This is a genomic window from Propioniciclava sp. MC1595, from assembly GCF_017569205.1.
Taxonomy (GTDB): Bacteria; Actinomycetota; Actinomycetes; order Propionibacteriales; family Propionibacteriaceae; genus Propioniciclava.
The window spans coordinates 2,065,399-2,084,163 of the sequence record NZ_CP071870.1 but is presented as its reverse complement, the minus strand read 5'-3'; the positions used below and the strand labels follow the sequence as shown (position 1 = coordinate 2,084,163).

The 18,765-nt window shown below is 71.0% G+C and carries 18 protein-coding genes; 12 read left to right on the top strand and 6 right to left on the bottom strand.

Annotation, left to right across the window (positions count from 1 at the left end; all coding sequences use genetic code 11):
- Positions 1 to 24 precede the first annotated feature (24 nt).
- Both J4N02_RS09840 and J4N02_RS09835 read right to left on the bottom strand, forming a co-directional pair.
- Positions 25 to 990 (bottom strand): aldo/keto reductase, encoded by a 966-nt coding sequence (locus tag J4N02_RS09840; protein ID WP_188334675.1) that lies wholly within the window; start codon positions 988 to 990, stop codon positions 25 to 27.
- A gap of 14 nt (positions 991 to 1,004) precedes the next feature.
- Positions 1,005 to 1,844, bottom strand: coding sequence for an undecaprenyl-diphosphate phosphatase (locus J4N02_RS09835; protein WP_182818388.1), 840 nt, complete (start codon positions 1,842 to 1,844; stop codon positions 1,005 to 1,007).
- A gap of 136 nt (positions 1,845 to 1,980) precedes the next feature.
- On the opposite strand from J4N02_RS09835, the gene mshC reads away from it, so the two are divergent.
- Genes mshC through J4N02_RS09815 form a run of 4 tightly spaced genes read left to right on the top strand, consistent with a single transcriptional unit; the run spans position 1,981 to position 4,827 of the window.
- A complete protein-coding gene (gene mshC / locus J4N02_RS09830; RefSeq protein WP_188334676.1) occupies positions 1,981 to 3,219 on the top strand; it encodes a cysteine--1-D-myo-inosityl 2-amino-2-deoxy-alpha-D-glucopyranoside ligase in 1,239 nt (412 codons plus the stop codon).
- An 18-nt stretch (positions 3,220 to 3,237) separates the two neighbouring features.
- Complete coding sequence (locus J4N02_RS09825) at positions 3,238 to 3,501, top strand: phosphoribosyl-ATP diphosphatase (RefSeq protein WP_188334677.1); 264 nt, start codon at positions 3,238 to 3,240, stop codon at positions 3,499 to 3,501.
- Between the two features lie 26 nt (positions 3,502 to 3,527).
- Complete coding sequence (gene hisG, locus J4N02_RS09820; RefSeq protein WP_220492320.1) at positions 3,528 to 4,373, top strand: ATP phosphoribosyltransferase; 846 nt, start codon at positions 3,528 to 3,530, stop codon at positions 4,371 to 4,373.
- Positions 4,374 to 4,377: 4 nt separating this feature from the next.
- Positions 4,378 to 4,827 carry a PH domain-containing protein gene (locus tag J4N02_RS09815; RefSeq protein WP_182818359.1) on the top strand — a complete coding sequence of 150 codons (450 nt, stop codon included), beginning with the start codon at positions 4,378 to 4,380 and terminating at the stop codon, positions 4,825 to 4,827.
- 13 nt (positions 4,828 to 4,840) lie between these two features.
- Here J4N02_RS09815 and J4N02_RS09810 read toward each other — a convergent pair whose 3' ends face one another.
- On the bottom strand, positions 4,841 to 5,362 hold the full coding sequence (locus tag J4N02_RS09810; RefSeq protein WP_188334678.1) for a hypothetical protein: 522 nt from the start codon (positions 5,360 to 5,362) through the stop codon (positions 4,841 to 4,843).
- Positions 5,363 to 5,432: 70 nt separating this feature from the next.
- On the opposite strand from J4N02_RS09810, the gene J4N02_RS09805 reads away from it, so the two are divergent.
- Positions 5,433 to 5,960, top strand: coding sequence for an SseB family protein (locus J4N02_RS09805; RefSeq protein ID WP_182818362.1), 528 nt, complete (start codon positions 5,433 to 5,435; stop codon positions 5,958 to 5,960).
- 158 nt (positions 5,961 to 6,118) lie between these two features.
- On the opposite strand, the gene J4N02_RS09800 is transcribed toward J4N02_RS09805, so the two are convergent.
- The gene (locus J4N02_RS09800; protein WP_208090919.1) at positions 6,119 to 7,375 is read right to left on the bottom strand and encodes a DDE-type integrase/transposase/recombinase; all 1,257 of its coding nucleotides are present in this window, start codon (positions 7,373 to 7,375) and stop codon (positions 6,119 to 6,121) included.
- A gap of 328 nt (positions 7,376 to 7,703) precedes the next feature.
- On the opposite strand from J4N02_RS09800, the gene infC reads away from it, so the two are divergent.
- The 7 genes from infC (at position 7,704) to J4N02_RS09765 (ending at position 16,315) form a co-directional block, all read left to right on the top strand.
- Positions 7,704 to 8,405, top strand: coding sequence for a translation initiation factor IF-3 (gene infC, locus J4N02_RS09795; protein ID WP_188334660.1), 702 nt, complete (start codon positions 7,704 to 7,706; stop codon positions 8,403 to 8,405).
- 86 nt (positions 8,406 to 8,491) lie between these two features.
- On the top strand, positions 8,492 to 8,686 hold the full coding sequence (gene rpmI / locus J4N02_RS09790) for a 50S ribosomal protein L35 (protein WP_188334659.1): 195 nt from the start codon (positions 8,492 to 8,494) through the stop codon (positions 8,684 to 8,686).
- A gap of 43 nt (positions 8,687 to 8,729) precedes the next feature.
- On the top strand, positions 8,730 to 9,095 hold the full coding sequence (gene rplT / locus J4N02_RS09785) for a 50S ribosomal protein L20 (protein ID WP_182818365.1): 366 nt from the start codon (positions 8,730 to 8,732) through the stop codon (positions 9,093 to 9,095).
- A 111-nt stretch (positions 9,096 to 9,206) separates the two neighbouring features.
- Positions 9,207 to 10,070 (top strand): RNA methyltransferase, encoded by an 864-nt coding sequence (locus J4N02_RS09780; RefSeq protein ID WP_188334658.1) that lies wholly within the window; start codon positions 9,207 to 9,209, stop codon positions 10,068 to 10,070.
- 31 nt (positions 10,071 to 10,101) lie between these two features.
- Positions 10,102 to 11,211, top strand: a complete 1,110-nt coding sequence (pheS, locus tag J4N02_RS09775; RefSeq protein WP_188334657.1) for a phenylalanine--tRNA ligase subunit alpha — start codon at positions 10,102 to 10,104, stop codon at positions 11,209 to 11,211.
- Positions 11,208 to 13,772, top strand: a complete 2,565-nt coding sequence (gene pheT, locus J4N02_RS09770) for a phenylalanine--tRNA ligase subunit beta (RefSeq protein ID WP_188334656.1) — start codon at positions 11,208 to 11,210, stop codon at positions 13,770 to 13,772. The genes pheS and pheT overlap by 4 nt, the downstream gene beginning before the upstream one ends.
- Before the next feature lie 8 nt (positions 13,773 to 13,780).
- Positions 13,781 to 16,315, top strand: coding sequence for an RNA helicase (locus tag J4N02_RS09765; protein ID WP_188334655.1), 2,535 nt, complete (start codon positions 13,781 to 13,783; stop codon positions 16,313 to 16,315).
- A 5-nt stretch (positions 16,316 to 16,320) separates the two neighbouring features.
- Here the strand turns inward: J4N02_RS09765 and J4N02_RS09760 are convergent, their stop codons facing one another.
- Positions 16,321 to 17,223, bottom strand: coding sequence for a serine/threonine-protein kinase (locus tag J4N02_RS09760; RefSeq protein ID WP_188334654.1), 903 nt, complete (start codon positions 17,221 to 17,223; stop codon positions 16,321 to 16,323).
- 104 nt (positions 17,224 to 17,327) lie between these two features.
- Entirely contained in the window at positions 17,328 to 18,734 is a 1,407-nt protein-coding gene (locus J4N02_RS09755) for an NAD-dependent malic enzyme (RefSeq protein ID WP_243760769.1), read from the bottom strand.
- Positions 18,735 to 18,765 lie beyond the last annotated feature (31 nt).

Genomic DNA, 18,765 nt, shown 5'->3' with positions numbered 1-18,765 from the left:
CCCGGGATCAGGGTTGCGGGTGGTTCAGGTGCTGCGTGCCTCATTTTGGCCGCCCGACACGTCGTCGAGGGCGGCGGCGATCTCGGGCGGCAGGGTCATCGGCTCCGCCTCGAGGTAGGGGGCCAGCTGGGCGGCGGTCCGCACCCCGAGCAGGGGGGCGGTCACGCCCGGGGCGTCCCGGACCCACAGCCACGCCACCTGCAGCGGCGACACCCCGAGCCCGTCGGCGGCCTTCGCCACCGCCTCGACCACGGCGCGCGAACGGGCCTCGAGGTAGGGCTCGACGTACCAGCCGAAGTGCGCCGTCGCCGCCCGCGAGTCGCGGGGCACCCCGCCGCGGTACTTGCCGGTGAGGACGCCGCGGCCCATGGGGGACCACGGGAAGAAGCCCATCTCGAAGTGGCGCAGGGCGGGCAGGACCTCGACCTCGGCCCGGCGGGCCAGCAGCGAGTACTCGACCTGGTTGCTCACCAGCCGCGCCCGCCCGGGGAACGCCGACTGCCACGTCGCGGCGGCCGCCGTCTGCCAGCCGACGAAGTTCGACACGCCCGCGTAGCGCACGACGCCGGTCGACACCGCGTGGTCGAGGGCGGCGAGGGTCTCCTCGAGCGGGGCCTGCCCCCAGGCGTGCACCTGCCAGACGTCGATGTGGTCGGTGCCCAGGCGGCGCAGGGACTCGTACAGGTCGTCCAGCAGGACCCGGCGCGAGGTGTCCACGACCCGCACGCCGTCGCGGAAGGTGAACCCGGCCTTGGTGGCGATCACCACGTCGTCGCGGTCGACGTCGGTGCGCAGCAGCCTCCCGAGGATGCGCTCGGCTGCCCCGCGCGAGTAGGCGGGGGCGGTGTCGACGAGGTCGCCACCGGCGGCCACGAACGCGCGCAGCACCTCCTTGGCGTCGTCGGGGCGGGTGTCGCGCCCCCAGGTCATCGTGCCGAGCCCGAGGCGTCCGACGGTCAACCCGCTGGTCCCCACACTCCGGCGCAACATGGCGGCCACGATAGCTACACCGGCGTGATCACGTTCGCCAGCAGCAGGCCGGCGATGACCAGGCCGACGACCACGCGGTAGACGACGAACGCGGTGAAGTCGTTGGTGGCCACGAACTTCAGCAACCACGCGATGGAGGCGTAGGCGACGACGAACGACACGACGATGCCGATGATGGTGGCGACCCAGCCGATGCCGCCGGGGGCGGCGATGTCGGACGCCGACGTGACGGCCTGGAACGACCCGGCCGCCACGAGCGTGGGGATGCCGAGGAAGAAGCTCATCCGCGTGGCGGTGACACGGTCGATGCCGAGGAACAGCGCCCCGGTGATGGTGGCACCCGAGCGGCTCACGCCCGGCACCAGCGAGAGGCACTGGACGAGGCCGAGCAGCGCGCCGTCCTTCCACGTGATCGAGTCCTCGCCGCGTTCCTGCTTGCCGACCCGGTCGCCGACGAACATGGCCACGCTCCACACCAGCAGGCCGCCCACCACGAACCACAGCGACCGCAGGGGGCCCTCGATGAGGTCCTTGAGGAGCAGGGCGACGACCGCGGTCACGGTGAAGCCGACGATGACGGCCCAGCCGAGCTGGTAGTCGGGGCCGCGGCGCTCCTTGTTCGCCAGGCCGGCGAACCACGCCCCGGCGATGCGGATGATGTCGCCCCAGAAGTAGACGATCGAGGCGACCATGGCGCCGATCTGGATGATCGCCGTGTACGCCGTCACCGACGGGTCGTTGATCTGCAGGCCCATCAGCTTCTCGACCACGGTGAGGTGACCGGTGGAGCTGATGGGGAGGAACTCCGTGACGCCCTCGACGATCCCGAGGATCACCGACTGCCACCACTCCAACATGTGTTCCCTCTCGTTCCCGGGCACAGTCGTCTCGGCGCCCACGGCCGGGCCAGCGTACCCCGCACGGGCCACGTTAGGCTGGCGAGCGCGCGTGGCACGGTGCCACGCCCGGTGAGTCGCCCCGAGGAGTCCCATGAAGGCGTGGTCGCGCCCCGACGTCCCCCGCGTGTCCCCGGACCCGCGGCGTCCGCGTGTGCACGACACCGCCACCGGCGAACTCGTGGAGGTCGGCCCCGCCGACGGCCCCGCCCGCCTGTACGTGTGCGGCATCACGCCGTACGACGCGACCCACCTGGGCCACGCCAACACCTACGTCGCCTTCGACCTGCTCGTGCGCACCTGGCGCGACGCCGGCCTCGAGGTCACCTACACCCAGAACGTCACCGACGTCGACGACCCGCTGCTGGAGCGCGCCGAGGCCACCGGCGTCGACTGGGTGGAGCTGGCCGAGGACCAGACGCAGCTGTTCCGCACCGACATGGAGGCGTTGCGGGTCATCCCGCCCGACCACTACGTCGGCGCGGTCGAGTCGGTCCCGCTGGTCACCGAGCTGATCCAGCGCCTGGTCCCGACCGGGCTGGTCTACCAGGTCGACGACCCCGAGCACCCCGACTGGTACTTCGCCTGCAGCGCCGCCCCCGGCGCCGGTGAGGTCTCCCACCTCGACCGCGAGGCCGCCCTGGCCATCTTCGGCGAGCGCGGCGGCGACCCCGAGCGCCCCGGCAAGCGCGACGCCCTCGACTGCCTCGTGTGGCGGCTCGAGCGCGACGGTGAGCCGAGCTGGGACTCCCCGCTCGGCAAGGGGCGTCCCGGCTGGCACATCGAGTGCACCGCCATCGCTTTGGAGCACCTCGGGCCCGCCTTCGACGTGCAGGGCGGCGGCTCCGACCTGGTCTTCCCGCACCACGAGATGAGCGCCAGCCAGGGTCGCGCGGCCACCGGCCAGGCCTTCGCGCGCGCCTACGTGCACGGCGGCATGGTCGGCTACCAGGGCGAGAAGATGAGCAAGTCCAAGGGCAACCTGGTGCTGGTCTCGAAGCTGCGCGCGGCGGGCGTCGACCCGATGGCGATCCGGCTGGTGCTGCTCGACCACCACTACCGCTCCGACTGGGAGTACACCGACGCCGACCTCGAGCGGGCCACCGAGCGGCTGGCGGCGTGGCGGTCCATCGCGAACAACCCGACCGCGTTCCCCGCCAACGAGACGGTCCAGGCGATCCGGGACGCCCTCCGTGACGACCTCGACGCCCCAGCCGCGCTGGCCGCGGTCGACACCTGGGTCGCGGCCTCGGCGGCCGTCGAGACCGACGAGACCGAGAGCGTCACCGAGGTCCTGACGCTGGTGGACGCGCTGCTGGGCGTCCGGGTCTGAGACGTAGACTCACGCCACGTGAAGACGTTCGAGGAGCTGTTCGCCGAACTCACCGAGAAGGCGAGGACCCGACCCCAGAACTCGGGCACCGTGCGCGAGCTGGACGCCGGCGTCCACTTCATCGGCAAGAAGATCGTCGAGGAGGCCGCCGAGACCTGGATGGCCGCCGAGTTCCAGTCCCACGACGAGGCCGCCGAGGAGATCAGCCAGCTGCTCTACCACGTGCAGGTGCTCATGGTCGCCAAGGGCATCACCCTCGACGACGTCTACCGCTACCTGTGATCGGAGCCGAAGTGAACGACCGTCCCCTGCTGCGCATCGCGCTGCCCAACAAGGGCTCGCTGGCCGAGGCCACGCACGCGATGCTGACCGAGGCCGGCTACAAGCAGCGCTCCGACAGCAAGGACCTCGTGCTCGTCGACGAGGCCAACGGCGTCGAGTTCTACTACCTGCGCCCGCGCGACATCGCGGTGTACGTGGGGGAGCGCACGCTCGACCTCGGCTTCACCGGCCGCGACATGCTGCTCGACTCGGGCGCCTCGGCCCAGGAGGTGCTGGCGCTCGGCTTCGGCGGCACCCGGTTCCGCTTCGCCGCGCCCGGCGGCTCGTCGTGGACGGCGTCCGACCTCGAGGGCAAGCGCATCGCCACCTCCTACCCCGGCCTGCTGGGCGCCTGGCTGTCCGAGCGCGGCATCAACGCCCGCCTGATCAAGCTGGACGGCGCGGTGGAGTCCGCGGTCAAGCTGGGCGTCGCGGACGCCGTGGCCGACGTCGTCGAGACCGGGTCGACCCTGAAGCGGGCCGGCCTGGAGATGTTCGGCGAGCCGATCCTGATCTCCGAGGCCATCCTGATCCAGCCCACCGGCGTCGACCGGCCCGAGGGGCTCGACCGGCTCACCCGCCGCCTCGCCGGCGTGATGACCGCGCGCAACTACAAGATGATCGACTACAACGTCGCCGCCTCGAACCTCGAGCGCGCCAGCGCGATCACGCCGGGCATCGACAGCCCGACCGTGTCGCACCTGGCCCGCGAGGGCTGGCTCGCCGTCCGCGCGATGATCCCGGCCAAGGACGCGCCGACGATCATGGATGAGCTGTGGAACGTGGGCGCCGAGGGCATCCTCGTCACCGACATCGCGGCTTGTAGGCTCTGACCACATGGCTGACAACACCTCCACGTGGGAGTTCACGGCGCACCCGCACATGCTGCGCCGCCAGGCTGCGATCTGGACGATCGTGATGGGTGGTGCCGCCGTGTTCGGGTGGTTCATGCTTCCCCAGAACATCCGGGTCCTCTTCAACGGCTTCCAGATCGCCACGCTCATCTTCTTCGTGGCCGTGATGCTGGGCATCGTCTGGGCCGCGGCCCTCGGCTACGTCAAGGCGGGCCCGCAGGGCATGAAGTTCCGCAACATGGCCGTCACCCACGAGATCCCGTGGTCGGAGATCGCGTCGGTGCGCTTCGGCCCGGCCGACCACTGGGCGTTCGTCGAGCTGGCCGACACCTCCGACCGCCCGGTGCTGGGGATCATGCGCTCCGACGGCCGCCTGGCCCAGGAGCAGTTCGACGGCCTCGCTGCCGTCGCCGCCAAGTACCTCGCGCGCTGAGGCGTGCGCGGCGTCAGTTGATGCCGCGCTTGCGCAGCAGTTCGGTGATCTCGTCCATCTCGGCGTCCCCACTCGTGCCCTTGGACGCCGCGGGCCGCGGCTGGCTCGCGGGCCGGGGAGCCGGGGCCTGGGCAGCCGGCCGGGACGGCGTCCCGCTGCCGACCTGGGGGCGCGCCGAGCCGGAGGCAGCAGCCTTGGCCTTCTTCTCCTTCTGCGCGGCGCGGCGGTCGCGGTAGGACTCCGACGGGATGAGCCGCGAGCCGAGCATCAGCAGCGCCGACAGCCCGGCCAGGGCGATGCCGACCCACGCCACCGGCGTGAGCTGGAGGGCGTAGGCCCAGTCGCGCAGCGTCTCGTACGCGCCGACGACGGCGGGGGCGAGGCCGAGCAGGTAGAGCCCCATGGGCAGCAGGCTGAGCCCGATCCACCAGAAGACCGTCTTGACCTGGGCGCGCGACCAGACCAGCGCGGTGATGACGACGAACACGACGGTCAGCACGGCGGCGACGACCAGGTGGAGAACATTGGGGTCCATGGGCACCAGCGTACGGGCTGGACGTGGGCGCGGTTTGGGTGGTTGGCCCGGTTGTGCAACGGTGATGCCCATGAAGACGCTCGGACAGCCCAACGCCGCCTTCGCGGGGGACCACGGACACCCCGACCCCGAGCTGCGCTCGATCCTGGCCACGGCGTACGACGGCGGCACGAACTACCACCGGGCCATCGCGGCCCTGTGCACCGCCCGTCTGCTGCTGCCGATCGTGGCTGCCGGCGACGAGGGGGAGCCCGGTTCGGGCCCCGACCCTGACCGCCACGCCGAGATGGCGGCGGTGCTGGTGCGCTCTGACTCGGGGGCCACCGCGGTCCCGGTGTTCACCGGCATCGACTCCCTGAACGCCTGGAAGCCCGACGCCCGCCCGGTCCCGTGCACGCTGGACGACGTGGCGGCAACCGCGGTCGAGACGAAGTCGGCCGCGGTCGTCATCGACCTGCCGGGGCCGCACCCCCTGGTGATCGAGGCGGGCGTCATCGACGAGTTGGCCCAGGGTCACCGGCTGGTGGAGCTCCCCGACGGCGGCTTCGGCTGGATGTATCTCGACCGCGAGGACGCCGGCGACGACCACGGGCACTGAGCACGACACTCACCGTTGTCACGCCTGAGGGGGATTGCCTTCCCCCGTGGATGTGACGACGGTGAGTGTCGCGCCCCTCGCCCCGACGTGGTGCCTCATAGTCAAGTCCCCGGCTGATGGGGCGTGTGCCTCACAGATTTTTCCCCGGGAACGGGGGTCTAGCCGGCGCGGATCTTGAGGGCTTTGATGTCGGGGGCTCGCCAGGTGAGTTGGTCTTCGAGGCGGCGGGTCTTGGTGGCGGCCAAGCGGGTCAGTTCGGCTTGGAGTTCGGTGATCTGCCGGGCGATCCGGGTGGGTTTGAGGGTGGCCCGGTAGGCGGCGAGTTCGTGTTCTTGGGCGGGGCTGAGGACGCCTGCCTCGAGGAGCCGCCGGTAGGGGGAGCGGGGCTGGTCGTAGAGGCGCTTGCGGCGGCCGAGCTTGTCGGTGCCGTACCCGATGGGTTTCTTGGTCGGGGTGAAGAAGTTCAACCTGTCGTTGACCAAGGGCCACAACTGGGTCAGGAGGTCGAGTTCGGCCGGGGTGTCGTAGCGGTGGTAGAACCCGTATCGGCGCACGAGGTGGCCGTTCTTGGACTCGATGGTGGCTTGGTCGTTGCTCTTGTAGGGCCGGGATCGGGTGAAGAACACATCCCGGTCACCGGCCCAGCCGATGATCTGGTGGTTGATGAACTCCGAGCCGTTGTCGCAATCGATGCCCGTCACGGCGAACGGCACCGCCTCAACGAACGCGTCGAAAGCGGCCAGCACGTGCACGCGGGCGTTGTTCCGGATGGGATGGGTGTACACCCAGCCGGTGTGCACGCAGGTGAAGTTCACACTCCTGGCGAACTCGCCCTTCAGGGTGGGCCCGCAATGGGCGACCGTGTCGACCTCGAAGAACCCGGGTTCGCCCTCGACCTCGTCACCGGCCTTGCGTACCTGGATCGATTGGCGCAACAGGTGCCCGGGCTTGGTGCTGGTCTTGCCGCGGATCGGGTCCCGCGCTTTGGCCGGCGCCAGGTAGCGGTCGATCGTGGCCGCGGACATGGCCTCGAGCTCGGCACGGACCCCGTCGTGGTAGTGCTCCACCCCGGGCACCAGTGACCCTTCGGCCTCCATCGCGTCCAGCCAGTCGCCCATCGCGGCAGCCAGGTACTTGCCGCAACTACCGCCACTGGTGGCCCACACCTGTTGCAGGACCTTGGTCGCATCGTAGGAGTACCGGCGAGGCTTGGTCTTGCGCCGATCGATCACCGCGACCGTTGCCACTGCCCGTCCCGGCGCCTGCAGCAACCGCAAGCGGAGTTGCTGACGGGCATGGTCACGGTTCCAGCCCGTCACCCCCACCACCTGGTCCAAGATCACGCTCTTGCCCTGCTTCGGCGCGTCCGCGTACGCCTGCGCGTACCGCTTGGTGACCTCGACCCTGGCCTTCATCGACAACTTCTCCTCAAGCCGCACACCCCATCGTGGCCGGCCCCACCCCCTCACGCGGGGAAAGTCTGTGAGGCACAGCACCCTGCTACGCGGGGACTATGTGTGAGTGTCGTCGCCCGATTGGGTCCGGGCCCAGCCGTCCGCTATGCTGGTCCGGTTCGACCACCTGAGAAGGTGCGTCCGTGGCAAGTGGAGTCGCCAAGCTCCCACCCGATCGGCCTCACGGCTGCCGGGTCCAGGTGCCCCTCGTTGAGAGGGTGAGTGCCGTCGGCTTGGGCTCCCGCACGCTGCGGGGGCCTTTTTTCGTGGGCGAGCCACACCACGAACGATGGAGGAACACATCAGCACCGAACCGCGCATCAACGAGCGCATCCATGCGAACGAGGTTCGTCTTGTTGGCCCCAACGGCGAGCAGGTCGGCATCGTGCGCATCGACGACGCCCTGCGCCTGGCTCGCGAGGCCGACCTCGACCTCGTCGAGGTTGCCGCGCAGGCCCGCCCGCCGGTCGCCAAGCTCATGGACTACGGCAAGTTCAAGTACGAGTCCGCGCAGAAGGCGCGTGAGAGCCGCCGCAACCAGGCGAACACCGTCATCAAGGAGATGAAGCTCCGCCCGAAGATCGACGAGCACGACTACGAGACGAAGAAGGGCCACGTGGTCCGCTTCCTCAAGGCCGGCGACAAGGTCAAGATCACGATCATGTTCCGTGGTCGCGAGCAGAGCCGCCCCGAGCTCGGTTTCAACCTGCTGAAGAAGCTGGCCGAGGACGTCGCCGAGGACGGCACCGTCGAGAGCCAGCCGCGGCAGGACGGCCGCAACATGCTGATGGTGCTCGCCCCGACCCGCAAGAAGGCCGAGGCGCGTGCCGAGGGCGAGGCCGCCAAGGAGGCGCGCATGTCGCAGCGCAGGGCGGCCGCCGAGGAGGAGGCGCGCCAGCTCGCCGAGCACCGCGTCGCCGAGCAGGCTGCAGCCCAGCCGAAGAGGAAGCGGGGGCCGGCCGACAACCTGGACCCCGACATCGACCTGTAAGAGACTCCCGGGTCCACGTGCCAGCCCACCGGCTCGGCGCGGGCCCCGGACCGAACGCGAGTTCACGAGAGAAAGAGAGCGGCGACATGCCGAAGATGAAGACGCACTCCGGTGCCAAGAAGCGCATCCGGGTCACCGGGAGCGGCAAGCTCATGCGCCAGCGCGCGGGCAAGCGCCACCTCAACGAGCACAAGCCCACCAAGCGCACGCGCCGCCTGAGCAGCGACGTCGTCCTGAGCAAGGCCGACCAGAAGACCGCGCGGAAGCTGCTCGGCCTGTAGGCCAGCCCCACCACCACACGCACAGACAACAAGGAGATCGACCATGGCTCGCGTCAAGCGCGCAGTGAACGCGGCGAAGAAGCGCCGCGAGGTGCTGGAGCTCGCCTCCGGTTACCGGGGGCAGCGTTCGCGCCTCTACCGCAAGGCGAAGGAGCAGATGCTCCACAGCTACACCTACAGCTACGCCCACCGCAAGGACAAGAAGGGCGACTTCCGCTCGCTGTGGATCCAACGCATCAACGCCGCTGCCCGCGCCAACGGCATGACGTACAACCGCTTCATCTCGGGCCTCAAGACCGCTGGTGTCGAGGTCGACCGCAAGATCCTGGCCGACCTGGCCGTCACCGACGAGAACGCGTTCGCGAAGCTCGTCGAGCTGGCCAAGGCCAACCAGCCCGCGGCTGCCTGAGCCACGCGCACGACACGACAGCGGCAGTTCCCGGGTCCACTCCCGGGGGCTGCCGCTTCGTGCCGGATCAGGTGTGGCAAGGTGAACCCGAACGACGACGAGGATGGTGAGATGAGCCCCGAACGGATCGAACTGGACGAGCCGAGCCAGGCTGTCCTGCGAGAGGCCCGCAAGCTGCTGCGAAGCAAGGAGCGCAAGGATGCGGGGGAGTTCCTCGTCGAGGGCCGCCAGGCCGTGCGCGAGGCCCTGAAGGCCCCCGGCGTCGTGAAGTGGCTGTTCGTGCGCTGGGCCAGCGTCCACGACAACCTCGACCTCATCGACCTCGCCCGCTCCTCCGGCGTGCAGGTGTACGCGGTCAGCGAGCAGAACCTCGCCACCATGTCCGACACCGTGACCCCGCAGGGCATCACGGCCGTGGCGCGCAACATCGACATCACGCTGAGCGAGCTGCTCGGCACCAGGCGCAAGAACCCGGCAGTGGAGAAGAAGAAGCACCGCCGCAAAGACGTCGGGCTCATCGTGATCTGCGCCCAGATCCGCGACCCCGGCAACGCCGGTACCGTCATCCGGTGCGCCGACGCGTTCGGCGCCGACGCGGTCATCCTCAGCACCGACTCGGTCGAGGTGTACAACCCCAAGACCGTGCGCGCCAGCGTCGGCAGCATCTTCCACCTGCCCGTCGTGACCGGCGTGCCGCTGGAGCAGGCCATCGAGGCCTGCCGCGCCGCCGGCCTGCAGGTCTTCGCCACCGACGGTGACGCCGGTGTCGACCTCACCGATCTGGACGCCGAGCTGTCCCGCCCCACCGCGTGGGTGATGGGGAACGAGGCCTGGGGCCTGCCGAGCGAGCACCTCGCCCTGGCCGACCAGACGGTCGCCGTGCCGATCTACGGTCACGCCGAGTCCCTGAACCTGGCCACCGCAGCCGCGATCTGCTTGTACGCCTCGGCCTCGGCCCAGCGCGCCACCAACTGAGCGTCGACGAACGAACCGACAAGGAGGGCCCATGTCCGGGCCGAACGACAACTACGACCCGAAGCAGGTGGCCGCGCTGAGCGCGGAGTCCCTGGACGCGATGGTGGCGGCTGCGCTGGCGGCGTTCGCCGCGGCGTCCGACAGTGCGGCGTTGAAGGAGGCCCGCCTGGCCCACGCCGGTGAGCGGGCGCCCATCGCGCTGGCCAACCGTGAGATCGGCGCGCTGCCTCCGGCCGCCCGCAAGGACGCCGGCCAGCGCATCGGGGCCGCCCGCGCCCTGATCACCGAGGGCCTCGCCGCCCGCCAGGCCGAGGTCGAGGCCGCCGAGCTGGAGCGTGCCCTGGTCGAGGAGACCGTCGACGTCACGCTGCCGGTGGCGCTGGCCCCTCAGGGTGCGATCCACCCGATCACGGGCCTGATCGACCTGATGAGCGACGTCTTCGTCGCCATGGGCTGGGAGGTCGCCGAGGGTCCCGAGGCCGAAGCCGAGTGGCTGAACTTCGACGCGCTCAACATCAGCCCCGACCACCCCGCGCGGGGCGAGACCGACACCCTGTTCGTGGCGCCGGCCAACAGCCACGTCGTGATGCGCACCCACACCTCGCCGGTCCAGATCCGGTCGTTGCTCGACCGTGAGCTGCCGGTCTACGTCGTGTGCCCCGGCAAGGTCTACCGCGCCGACGAGTTCGACGCGACGCACGTCCCGGTGTTCCACCAGATCGAGGGCCTCGTCGTCGACCAGGGCATCACCATGGCCCACCTCAAGGGCACCCTCGACCACCTGGCACGCGAGATGTTCGGCGACATCCGCACGCGGTTCCGCCCCAACTACTTCCCGTTCACCGAGCCCAGCGCCGAGTACGACCTCGAGTGCTTCGTGTGCCACGGCGCCTCGGTGGGCAACCCCGACGCGCCCTGCAAGACCTGCCGCAGCGAGGGCTGGATCGAGTGGGGCGGCTGTGGCGTCGTCAACCCGCGCGTACTGGAGGCTGCCGGCGTCGACTCGAGCGTCTACTCGGGCTTCGCGTTCGGCATGGGCATCGAGCGCACGCTGATGTTCCGCAACAACGCCGCCGACATGCGCGACATGGTCGAGGGAGACGTCCGGTTCAGCCGGATGCTGAAGGGAGAGTCCCGGTGAGGGCAACCAAGAGCTGGATCGCCGAGTACGCCGACCTGCCCGCCGGCCTCGGCGTGTGGCAGCTGGCGGACGCGCTGGTCAGCGCCGGGCTGGAGGTCGAGCAGGTCGAGACCATCGGCGGCGACGTGTCGGGGCCGGTCGTCATCGGCCGCGTCGTCGACTTCGTCGAGGAGGCGCAGAAGAACGGCAAGACCATCCGCTGGTGTCACGTCGACGTCGGCCCCGAGCACGCCCCGGACGCCGCCCCCGGCCCGCTGGCCAAGGGCGGGGAGGTCGTGGAGCTGGCCACGGCGTCCGGTGACGCCTACTGGCCGCGCGGCGTCATCTGCGGCGCACTGAACTTCGTCCCCGGCGACCACGTCGTGGTCGCGCTCCCGGGCGCCACGCTGCCCGGCCCGTTCCCGATCGGCTCGCGCAAGACCTACGGGCACGTCTCTGACGGCATGATCTGCGCCGAGGACGAGCTGGGCCTGGGCGAGGACCACACCGGCATCATCGTGCTCGGTGACGCCGACGACGCGGGCAACCCCTGGACCATCGGCGCCCCGGCGCTGGAAGCCATGGGCGTGTCCGACGACGTCCTCGACATGCCGGTCACCCCCGACATGGGGCACTGCCTGAGCGTGCGCGGCCTGGCCCGTGAGGCGTCCCAGGCCCTCGGCGTCGGCTACCGCGACGTCATCGCCCACGCCACCCCGGCCCCGAGCCAGGGCGGCCACCCCGTCGTGCTCGAGTCCGAGGCCTGCCCGCTGTTCGTCGCGCTCACGGTGGAGGGCTTCGACCCCACCGCCGAGTCGCCGGCCTGGATGAAGCAGCGCCTCGCCGCGTGCGGCATGCGCTCGATCTCGCTGAGCGTCGACATCTCCAACTACGTGATGCTCGAGACCGGCCAGCCCAACCACTGCTACGACGCCGACGCCCTGCAGGGCGCGATCGTGGTGCGCCAGGCGAAGCCGGGCGAGACCATCACCACGCTCGACGACGTCGTGCGCACGCTGGACGAGGCCGACCTGGTCATCACCGACGACCGTGGCCCCATCGGCATCGCCGGCGTCATGGGCGGCGAGGACACCGAGCTGCGCGACACCACGACCCGCATCGTGATCGAGGCCGCCAACTTCGACCCGGTCTCGATCGCGCGCACCTCGCGCCGGCACAAGCTGGGCTCCGAGGCCTCGCGGCGCTTCGAGCGCTCGGTCGACCCGGGGGCCGCCTACGGCGCCGCCCGCCGCGTCGCCGACCTGCTCATCGAGCTCGGTGGCGGACGCCTCGCGGCCGAGACGGTCGCCGGTGCGGTCCCCGCCATGCCGGTGCAGACGATCGACGCCGGCCTGCCGCAGCGCATCCTCGGCATGCCCGTGGACGCCGACCGCGTGGTCGAGATCCTCACCGCCTCCGGGGTGGAGGTCGCCCGCGACGGCGACACGCTCACCCTGACGCCGCCGTCGTGGCGCGCCGACCTCGTCGACGCCTACGACTACGTCGAGGAGGTCGGCATCAAGGTCGGCTACGACCACCTGCCCTCGATCGTGCCGACGGCCCCGGTGAGCCACGGCTACACCACTGAGCAGAAGCTGCGCCGCGCCATCGGCCGCGCGCTGGCGGCGTCCGGTTTCGTCGAGGTGCTGACCTTCCCGTGGGCCTCGGACGCCGACGCCGACGCGCTCGGCCTGGACGCCGACGACCCGCGCCGCCGCACCGTCGCCCTGAGCAACCCGCTGGCCGAGACGGCGCCGCTGCTGCGCACCTCGCTGCTGCCGGGGCTGTTCGGGGCCGTCGCGCGCAACGCGTCACGCGGCGCCGACGACCTCGCGCTCTTCGAGGCGGGCCGGGTGTTCTTCGCCTCCGAGACCGGAGAAGCGGCCCCGCTGCCGTCGGTCGCGGGCCGGCCCAGCGACGACGAGCTCGAGGGCATCGAGCGCGCCATCCCGTGGCAGCCGCGCAACCTGGCCGCCGTCCTGACGGGTGCCTGGCAGCCCGCCGGGTGGCAGGGGCCCGCGACGCCGGCGTCCTGGACGCAGGCGATCGCCTTCGCCGAGGTGGCCGCGGGCGTGGTCGGCGTCCCGCTCGAGCGCCGCGCCGCCCAGCAGGCGCCGTGGCACCCCGGCCGTTGCGCCGAGCTCGTGGTCGGCGACACCGTCGTCGGCTACGCCGGCGAGCTGCACCCGAGCGTGGTCAAGGCGTTCGAGCTGCCCGCGCGCACCGCGGCCGTCGAGCTCGACCTCGACCTGCTGGTCAGCCTGTTCGGCGGCGCCGGTGTGCTCGACCCCGTGTCGGCGCAGCCGGTGGCCAAGGAGGACATCGCGCTGATCGTGGACGAGTCCGTGCCCGTGGCCGAGCTCCAGGCTGCCGTCGAGTCCGGTGGGGGAGAGCTGCTGGAGTCCGTGCGGCTGTTCGACATCTATCGCGGCGCCCAGGTGCCCGAGGGCAAGAAGTCGGTGGCGTTCGCGCTGCGCCTGCGGGCGTCCGACCGCACGCTCACCGACGCCGACGCCGCGGCCGTGCGCGAGGCGTCCGTCGCCGCTGCCGTCGAGCGCTTCGGGGCCGAGCTGCGCGCCTGAGGTCGTCGATGACCCTGCTGCCGTTCTTCCCCGACGACGTCGCCGACGCCGACGCGCTGTACGACTCGTTCAGCGCGTGGGCGCAGCGCGACGGGCTGGTGCTCTACCCGCACCAGGACGAGGCGCTCATCGAGGTCCTCTCGGGCAGCAACGTCGTCGTCACCACCCCGACGGGCAGCGGCAAGTCGCTCATCGCCACCGCGGCGCACTTCGCGGCGCGGGCGGCGGGGCAGCGCACCTACTACACGGCGCCCATCAAGGCGCTGGTCAGCGAGAAGTTCTTCGCGCTCGTCGACACCTTCGGGGCGGCGAACGTGGGCATGGTCACCGGCGACGCCTCGGTCAACGGGGACGCGCCGATCGTGTGCTGCACCGCCGAGATCCTGGCCAACATCGCCCTGCGCGAGGGGGCAGACGCCGACGTCGGCCAGGTCGTCATGGACGAGTTCCACTTCATCGCCGACCCCGACCGGGGCTGGGCCTGGCACGTGCCGCTGGTGGAGCTGCCGCAGGCGCAGTTCGTGATCATGTCGGCCACGCTGGGTGACGTCACCAAGCTCGCCGGACGCCTCGAGGCCACCACGGACCGGCCCACGGCCGTCATCGGCGGGGTCACCCGCCCGGTGCCGCTGTCGTACGCGTGGTCGCTGGAGCCGATCCACGAGACGATCTCCCAGCTCGTGGCGACCCACCAGGCCCCGGTGTACGTCGTGCACTCCACGCAGGCCGCGGCGGTGGAGCGGGCCCAGGCGCTGCTCAGCCAGGGCGTCACCGACGCGGGACGCCGGGCCGAGTTGGCCGAGGAGCTCAAGGGCTTCCCGTTCGCGTCGGGCTTCGGCCAGAGCCTGGCCAAGCTGCTGCGCGCCGGCATCGCCGTGCACCACGCGGGCATGCTGCCGCGCTACCGCCGCCTCGTCGAGCGCCTCGCCCAGCGCGGCCTGCTCGCGGTGATCTGCGGCACCGACACGCTCGGGGTGGGCATCAACGTGCCGATCCGCACCGTGCTGTTCTCGGCGCTGACCAAGTTCGACGGGCGCCGCCAGCGCATCCTGCGCAGCCGGGAGTTCCACCAGATCGGCGGGCGCGCCGGTCGGGCCGGCTTCGACACGGTCGGGTACGTGGTCGCGCAGGCCCCCGAGCACGAGGTCGAGAACGCGAAGATCCTCGCGAAGTTCGCCGACGACCCCAAGAAGCTGCGCTCGGTGCGCCGCAAGAAGGCGCCCGAGGGCTTCGTCAACTGGACCGAGACCACCTTCACCAAGCTCGTCGAGTCCGAGCCCGAGGAGCTGCACCCGCGGCTGGCGATCAGCCACGCGCTGCTGCTCAACCTGCTGCAGCGCGACGAGGACACCGGCGCGGCCGTGGCCCGCCTGATCGACTCCGTCGACCCGGACGCCGCCACGCGTCGGCGGCTCATCCGGCGTGCGGCGCAGATCGGCCGCTCGCTGCTGCGGGCCGGCGTCGTGACCCGCCTGGCCGCCCCCACCGTGGGCGGCCGCCGCCACGCGCTCGCGGTCGACCTGCAGCGCGACTTCGCGCTCAACCAGCCCCTGTCAGCCTTCGCGGTCGCCGTGGTCGAGACCCTTGACGCCGAGGCCCCCGGCTACGCCCTCGACGTCGTGAGCGTCATCGAGGCCACCCTCGAGAACCCGATGGTGGTGCTGCTCCAGCAGCAGTTCCGTGCGCGCGGCGAGGCCGTGGCCGAGATGAAGGCCGACGGCATGGAGTACGACGAGCGCATGGACGCCCTCGACGAGGTGACCTGGCCGCAGCCGCTCGCGGAGTTCCTCGAGCACGCCCACGCCACCTACGCCGCCGCGCACCCGTGGCTGGCCGAGACGCCGGTGCGTCCCAAGAGCGTGGTGCGGGACATGTACGAGCGCGGCATGCGGTTCGGCGAGTTCGTGGCGCACTACAAGGTGCAGCGCAGCGAGGGCCTCCTCCTGCGCTACCTGTCCGACGCGTACCGGGCCCTGCGGCAGACGGTGCCCGAGGCGTCCCGCACCGAGGAACTGGCCGACCTGATCGCCTGGCTCGGCGAGGTCACCCGCCTCACCGACTCCTCGCTGATCGACGAGTGGAACAAGCTGGCCGACCTCGCGGGCGAGCCGGCGGCGTCCGTCGACGAGGCCCCGCCGCCGAGCCGACCGGTGACGGGCAACGAGCGCGCGTTCCGGGTGCTGGTCCGCAACGCGATGTGGCGGCGCATCGAGCTCATGGCCGACGACGACGTGGACACGCTGGCCACGCTCGAGACCGGCCAGTCGGTCGTGATGACGCGGGCGCACTGGGACGAGGCGTTGGGCGCCTACTGGGACGAGCACGACGAGATCGGCACCGACGCCGACGCACGCGGGCCGAAGTACTTCGACGTGACGGTCGCCACCGGCTCACGGGCCGGCCGGACGTGGCAGGTGCGTCAGGTGGTGGCGGACCCGGAGGGCAACCACGACTGGGCGCTGCACGCGTGGGTGGACCTCGACGAGTGCGACGAGGCCGGAGACCTCGTCCTGCACGTGACCGACTTCAGCCGGCAGGACTGACTGCCTCAGTCGTCGAACAGCGCGCGGCGCGGGAGCGCCTGCATCGCCACGGTGGCGTCCTCGTCGACCGGCTCGGCCGTCGCCGGGGCCGTCGCGGCCTCGGCCTGCTGCTCGGTGAGCAGGTGGGCGATCAGGGCGGCGGTGGGGCGCTCCTCGGGCTCCTTGGCCAGGCAGGCCGTGATCAGCTGCTCGAGGTCGGCGGGCGTGTCGTCGGGCAGCGGGGGCGGGGGCTCCTGCACGTGGGCGAGCGCCGTCGCGATGGGCGTGCCCTTGTCGAACGGCTTCGAGGCCGACAGCATCTCGTGGGCCAGGACGCCCAGGCCGTAGACGTCGGTCGGCGGGCCGACCGTCTGGCCCATCGCCTGCTCGGGGCTGAGGTAGTGCGCGGTGCCCAGCACGTTGCCGGTCATGGTGCGCGAGTCGCTGTCGATCGAGCGCGCGATGCCGAAGTCCATCAGCTGGGCCTGGTCGCCGCTGATCAGGACGTTGGCGGGCTTGATGTCGCGGTGGATGATGCCGGCGTCGTGCGCCACAGCCAAGGCGGAGGCCAGCTGGCCCAGCAGGCGGCGGACGTCCTCGGCGGGCAGCGGCCCGGCGGCGAGGACGCCGGCGAGGGTCGGCCCGTCCACGAACTCCATGACGAGGAAGAACAATCCCTCGTGCTCGCCGAAGTCGTGGATGGTCACGGTGTTGGGGTGGGACAGCTGGGCGGCGAACTTCGCCTCGTCGCGGAACCGCTCGACCAGGGCGATCTCGTCCTGCGTGTGCGGGTGCATGATCTTGAGGGCGACCTGGCGCTCAAGGGTCTCGTCGACGGCCTCCCACACCTGGCCCATGCCGCCGGAGGCCACGTGGCGGATCATCCGGTAGCGACCGGCCAGAACCAGCCCGGGACGCAGTCGCTGCATGCCATCCTCCGCTTCGCGTCGGTCGGCGTTCCCCTGACGCGATCCGACCGTGACAAGCATACTTGCCGCGGCCCCGATCACGTCATCGGGGCCGTCGGTTGCCGTCAGGCCTCCCGGCACACCCCGTCGGCGATCGCGGCCGCGCTGGCGGCGGCGGCCACGGCCGGGGCCACGAGGGCGTCGAACACGGTCGGGATGATGTGGACCGGGCTGAGGTCGTCGCCGACCACGTCGGCGATCGCGTGCGCGGCGGCCAGCTTCATGTTCTCGGTGATCTTGCGGGCGCGGGCGTCGAGGGCGCCCCGGAAGATGCCGGGGAACGCGAGCACGTTGTTGATCTGGTTCGGGAAGTCGCTGCGCCCGGTGGCGATGACGGCCGCGATGTCCTTGATCAGCTCGGGGCGGATCTCGGGGTCGGGGTTGGCCATCGCGAACACGATCGGGTTCGGCGCCATCGAGCGGACGTCGTCGACGGTCAGCACGTTGGGGGCCGATAGCCCGATGAAGACGTCGGCGCCGGCGATCACGTCGGTGATCGAGCCCTCGAGCTTGTCGGGGTTGGTGTTCTCGGCGAACCAGCGCTTGCTCGAGTCGAGGTCCTCCCGGCCCTCGTGCACGACGCCGGCGTGGTCGACACCGATGATGTGGGTGGCGCCCAGCGCCATCACCATCTTCATCACCGCGATGCCGGCCGCGCCGACCCCCGCCGTGACGAGCTTGATGTCGGCGATGTCCTTGCCGACGATCTTCAGGGCGTTGATGAGGGCCGCGACCACGACGATCGCGGTGCCGTGCTGGTCGTCGTGGAACACGGGGATGTCCATCGACGCGGCCAGGCGCTCCTCGATGTCGAAGGCCTGCGGGGCGGCGATGTCCTCGAGGTTGATGCCGCCGAACGTGGGCTCGAGCTTCTGCACCAGCGAGACGATCTCGTCGGGGTCGGTGGTGTCGATGCAGATCGGGAAGGCGTCCACCCCGCCGAAGTGCTTGAACAGCTGGGCCTTGCCCTCCATGACCGGCATGGCGGCGCGCGGGCCGATGTTGCCCAGGCCGAGCACGGCGGTGCCGTCGGAGACGATCGCGACGGTGTTCTTGCGGATCGTGTGCGTGAACGAGCGGGCGGGGTCGGCCGCGATCGCGCGGCACTCGCGGGCCACGCCGGGGGTGTAGAGCATGGCGAGGTCGTCCATGTCGGTGAGTTCCGACTTCGACACCACGGCGATCTTGCCGCCCTCGTGCAGGCTGTGCACCCGGTCGTCCCACTCGAGGATCTCGACGCCCTCGAGGTCCTCGATGGCCTGCCGGACCTCGTTCTGGTGGTCGAGGGAGTAGCAGTAGATCGTGATGTCGTCGTGCAGGACGGCGCCGTGCACGGTGAAGCCCTCCAGGGCGGTGATGTTCGCGCCCACGTCGCCGATGGCCACGGCGACGCGGCCGAGCGTGCCCGGCTCGTTCACCATGCTGAGGCGGGTGCGGATCGAGAAGGCGGGCGAAGGCGTCTGGCGAGTCACGCCGGGAGGCTATCGGGATTCGCGCGGCACC

What these genes read in the sequence shown, in the direction of transcription:
- J4N02_RS09840 (WP_188334675.1), bottom strand. Translation starts at nt 990, where the DNA reads ATGTTGCGCCGGAGTGTGGGGACCAGCGGGTTGACCGTCGGACGCCTC.
- mshC (WP_188334676.1), top strand. Translation starts at nt 1,981, where the DNA reads ATGAAGGCGTGGTCGCGCCCCGACGTCCCCCGCGTGTCCCCGGACCCG.
- J4N02_RS09815 (WP_182818359.1), top strand. Translation starts at nt 4,378, where the DNA reads ATGGCTGACAACACCTCCACGTGGGAGTTCACGGCGCACCCGCACATG.
- J4N02_RS09810 (WP_188334678.1), bottom strand. Translation starts at nt 5,362, where the DNA reads ATGGACCCCAATGTTCTCCACCTGGTCGTCGCCGCCGTGCTGACCGTC.
- J4N02_RS09805 (WP_182818362.1), top strand. Translation starts at nt 5,433, where the DNA reads ATGAAGACGCTCGGACAGCCCAACGCCGCCTTCGCGGGGGACCACGGA.
- J4N02_RS09800 (WP_208090919.1), bottom strand. Translation starts at nt 7,375, where the DNA reads ATGAAGGCCAGGGTCGAGGTCACCAAGCGGTACGCGCAGGCGTACGCG.
- infC (WP_188334660.1), top strand. Translation starts at nt 7,704, where the DNA reads ATGGAGGAACACATCAGCACCGAACCGCGCATCAACGAGCGCATCCAT.
- rpmI (WP_188334659.1), top strand. Translation starts at nt 8,492, where the DNA reads ATGCCGAAGATGAAGACGCACTCCGGTGCCAAGAAGCGCATCCGGGTC.
- rplT (WP_182818365.1), top strand. Translation starts at nt 8,730, where the DNA reads ATGGCTCGCGTCAAGCGCGCAGTGAACGCGGCGAAGAAGCGCCGCGAG.
- J4N02_RS09780 (WP_188334658.1), top strand. Translation starts at nt 9,207, where the DNA reads ATGAGCCCCGAACGGATCGAACTGGACGAGCCGAGCCAGGCTGTCCTG.
- pheS (WP_188334657.1), top strand. Translation starts at nt 10,102, where the DNA reads ATGTCCGGGCCGAACGACAACTACGACCCGAAGCAGGTGGCCGCGCTG.
- J4N02_RS09765 (WP_188334655.1), top strand. Translation starts at nt 13,781, where the DNA reads ATGACCCTGCTGCCGTTCTTCCCCGACGACGTCGCCGACGCCGACGCG.
- J4N02_RS09760 (WP_188334654.1), bottom strand. Translation starts at nt 17,223, where the DNA reads ATGCAGCGACTGCGTCCCGGGCTGGTTCTGGCCGGTCGCTACCGGATG.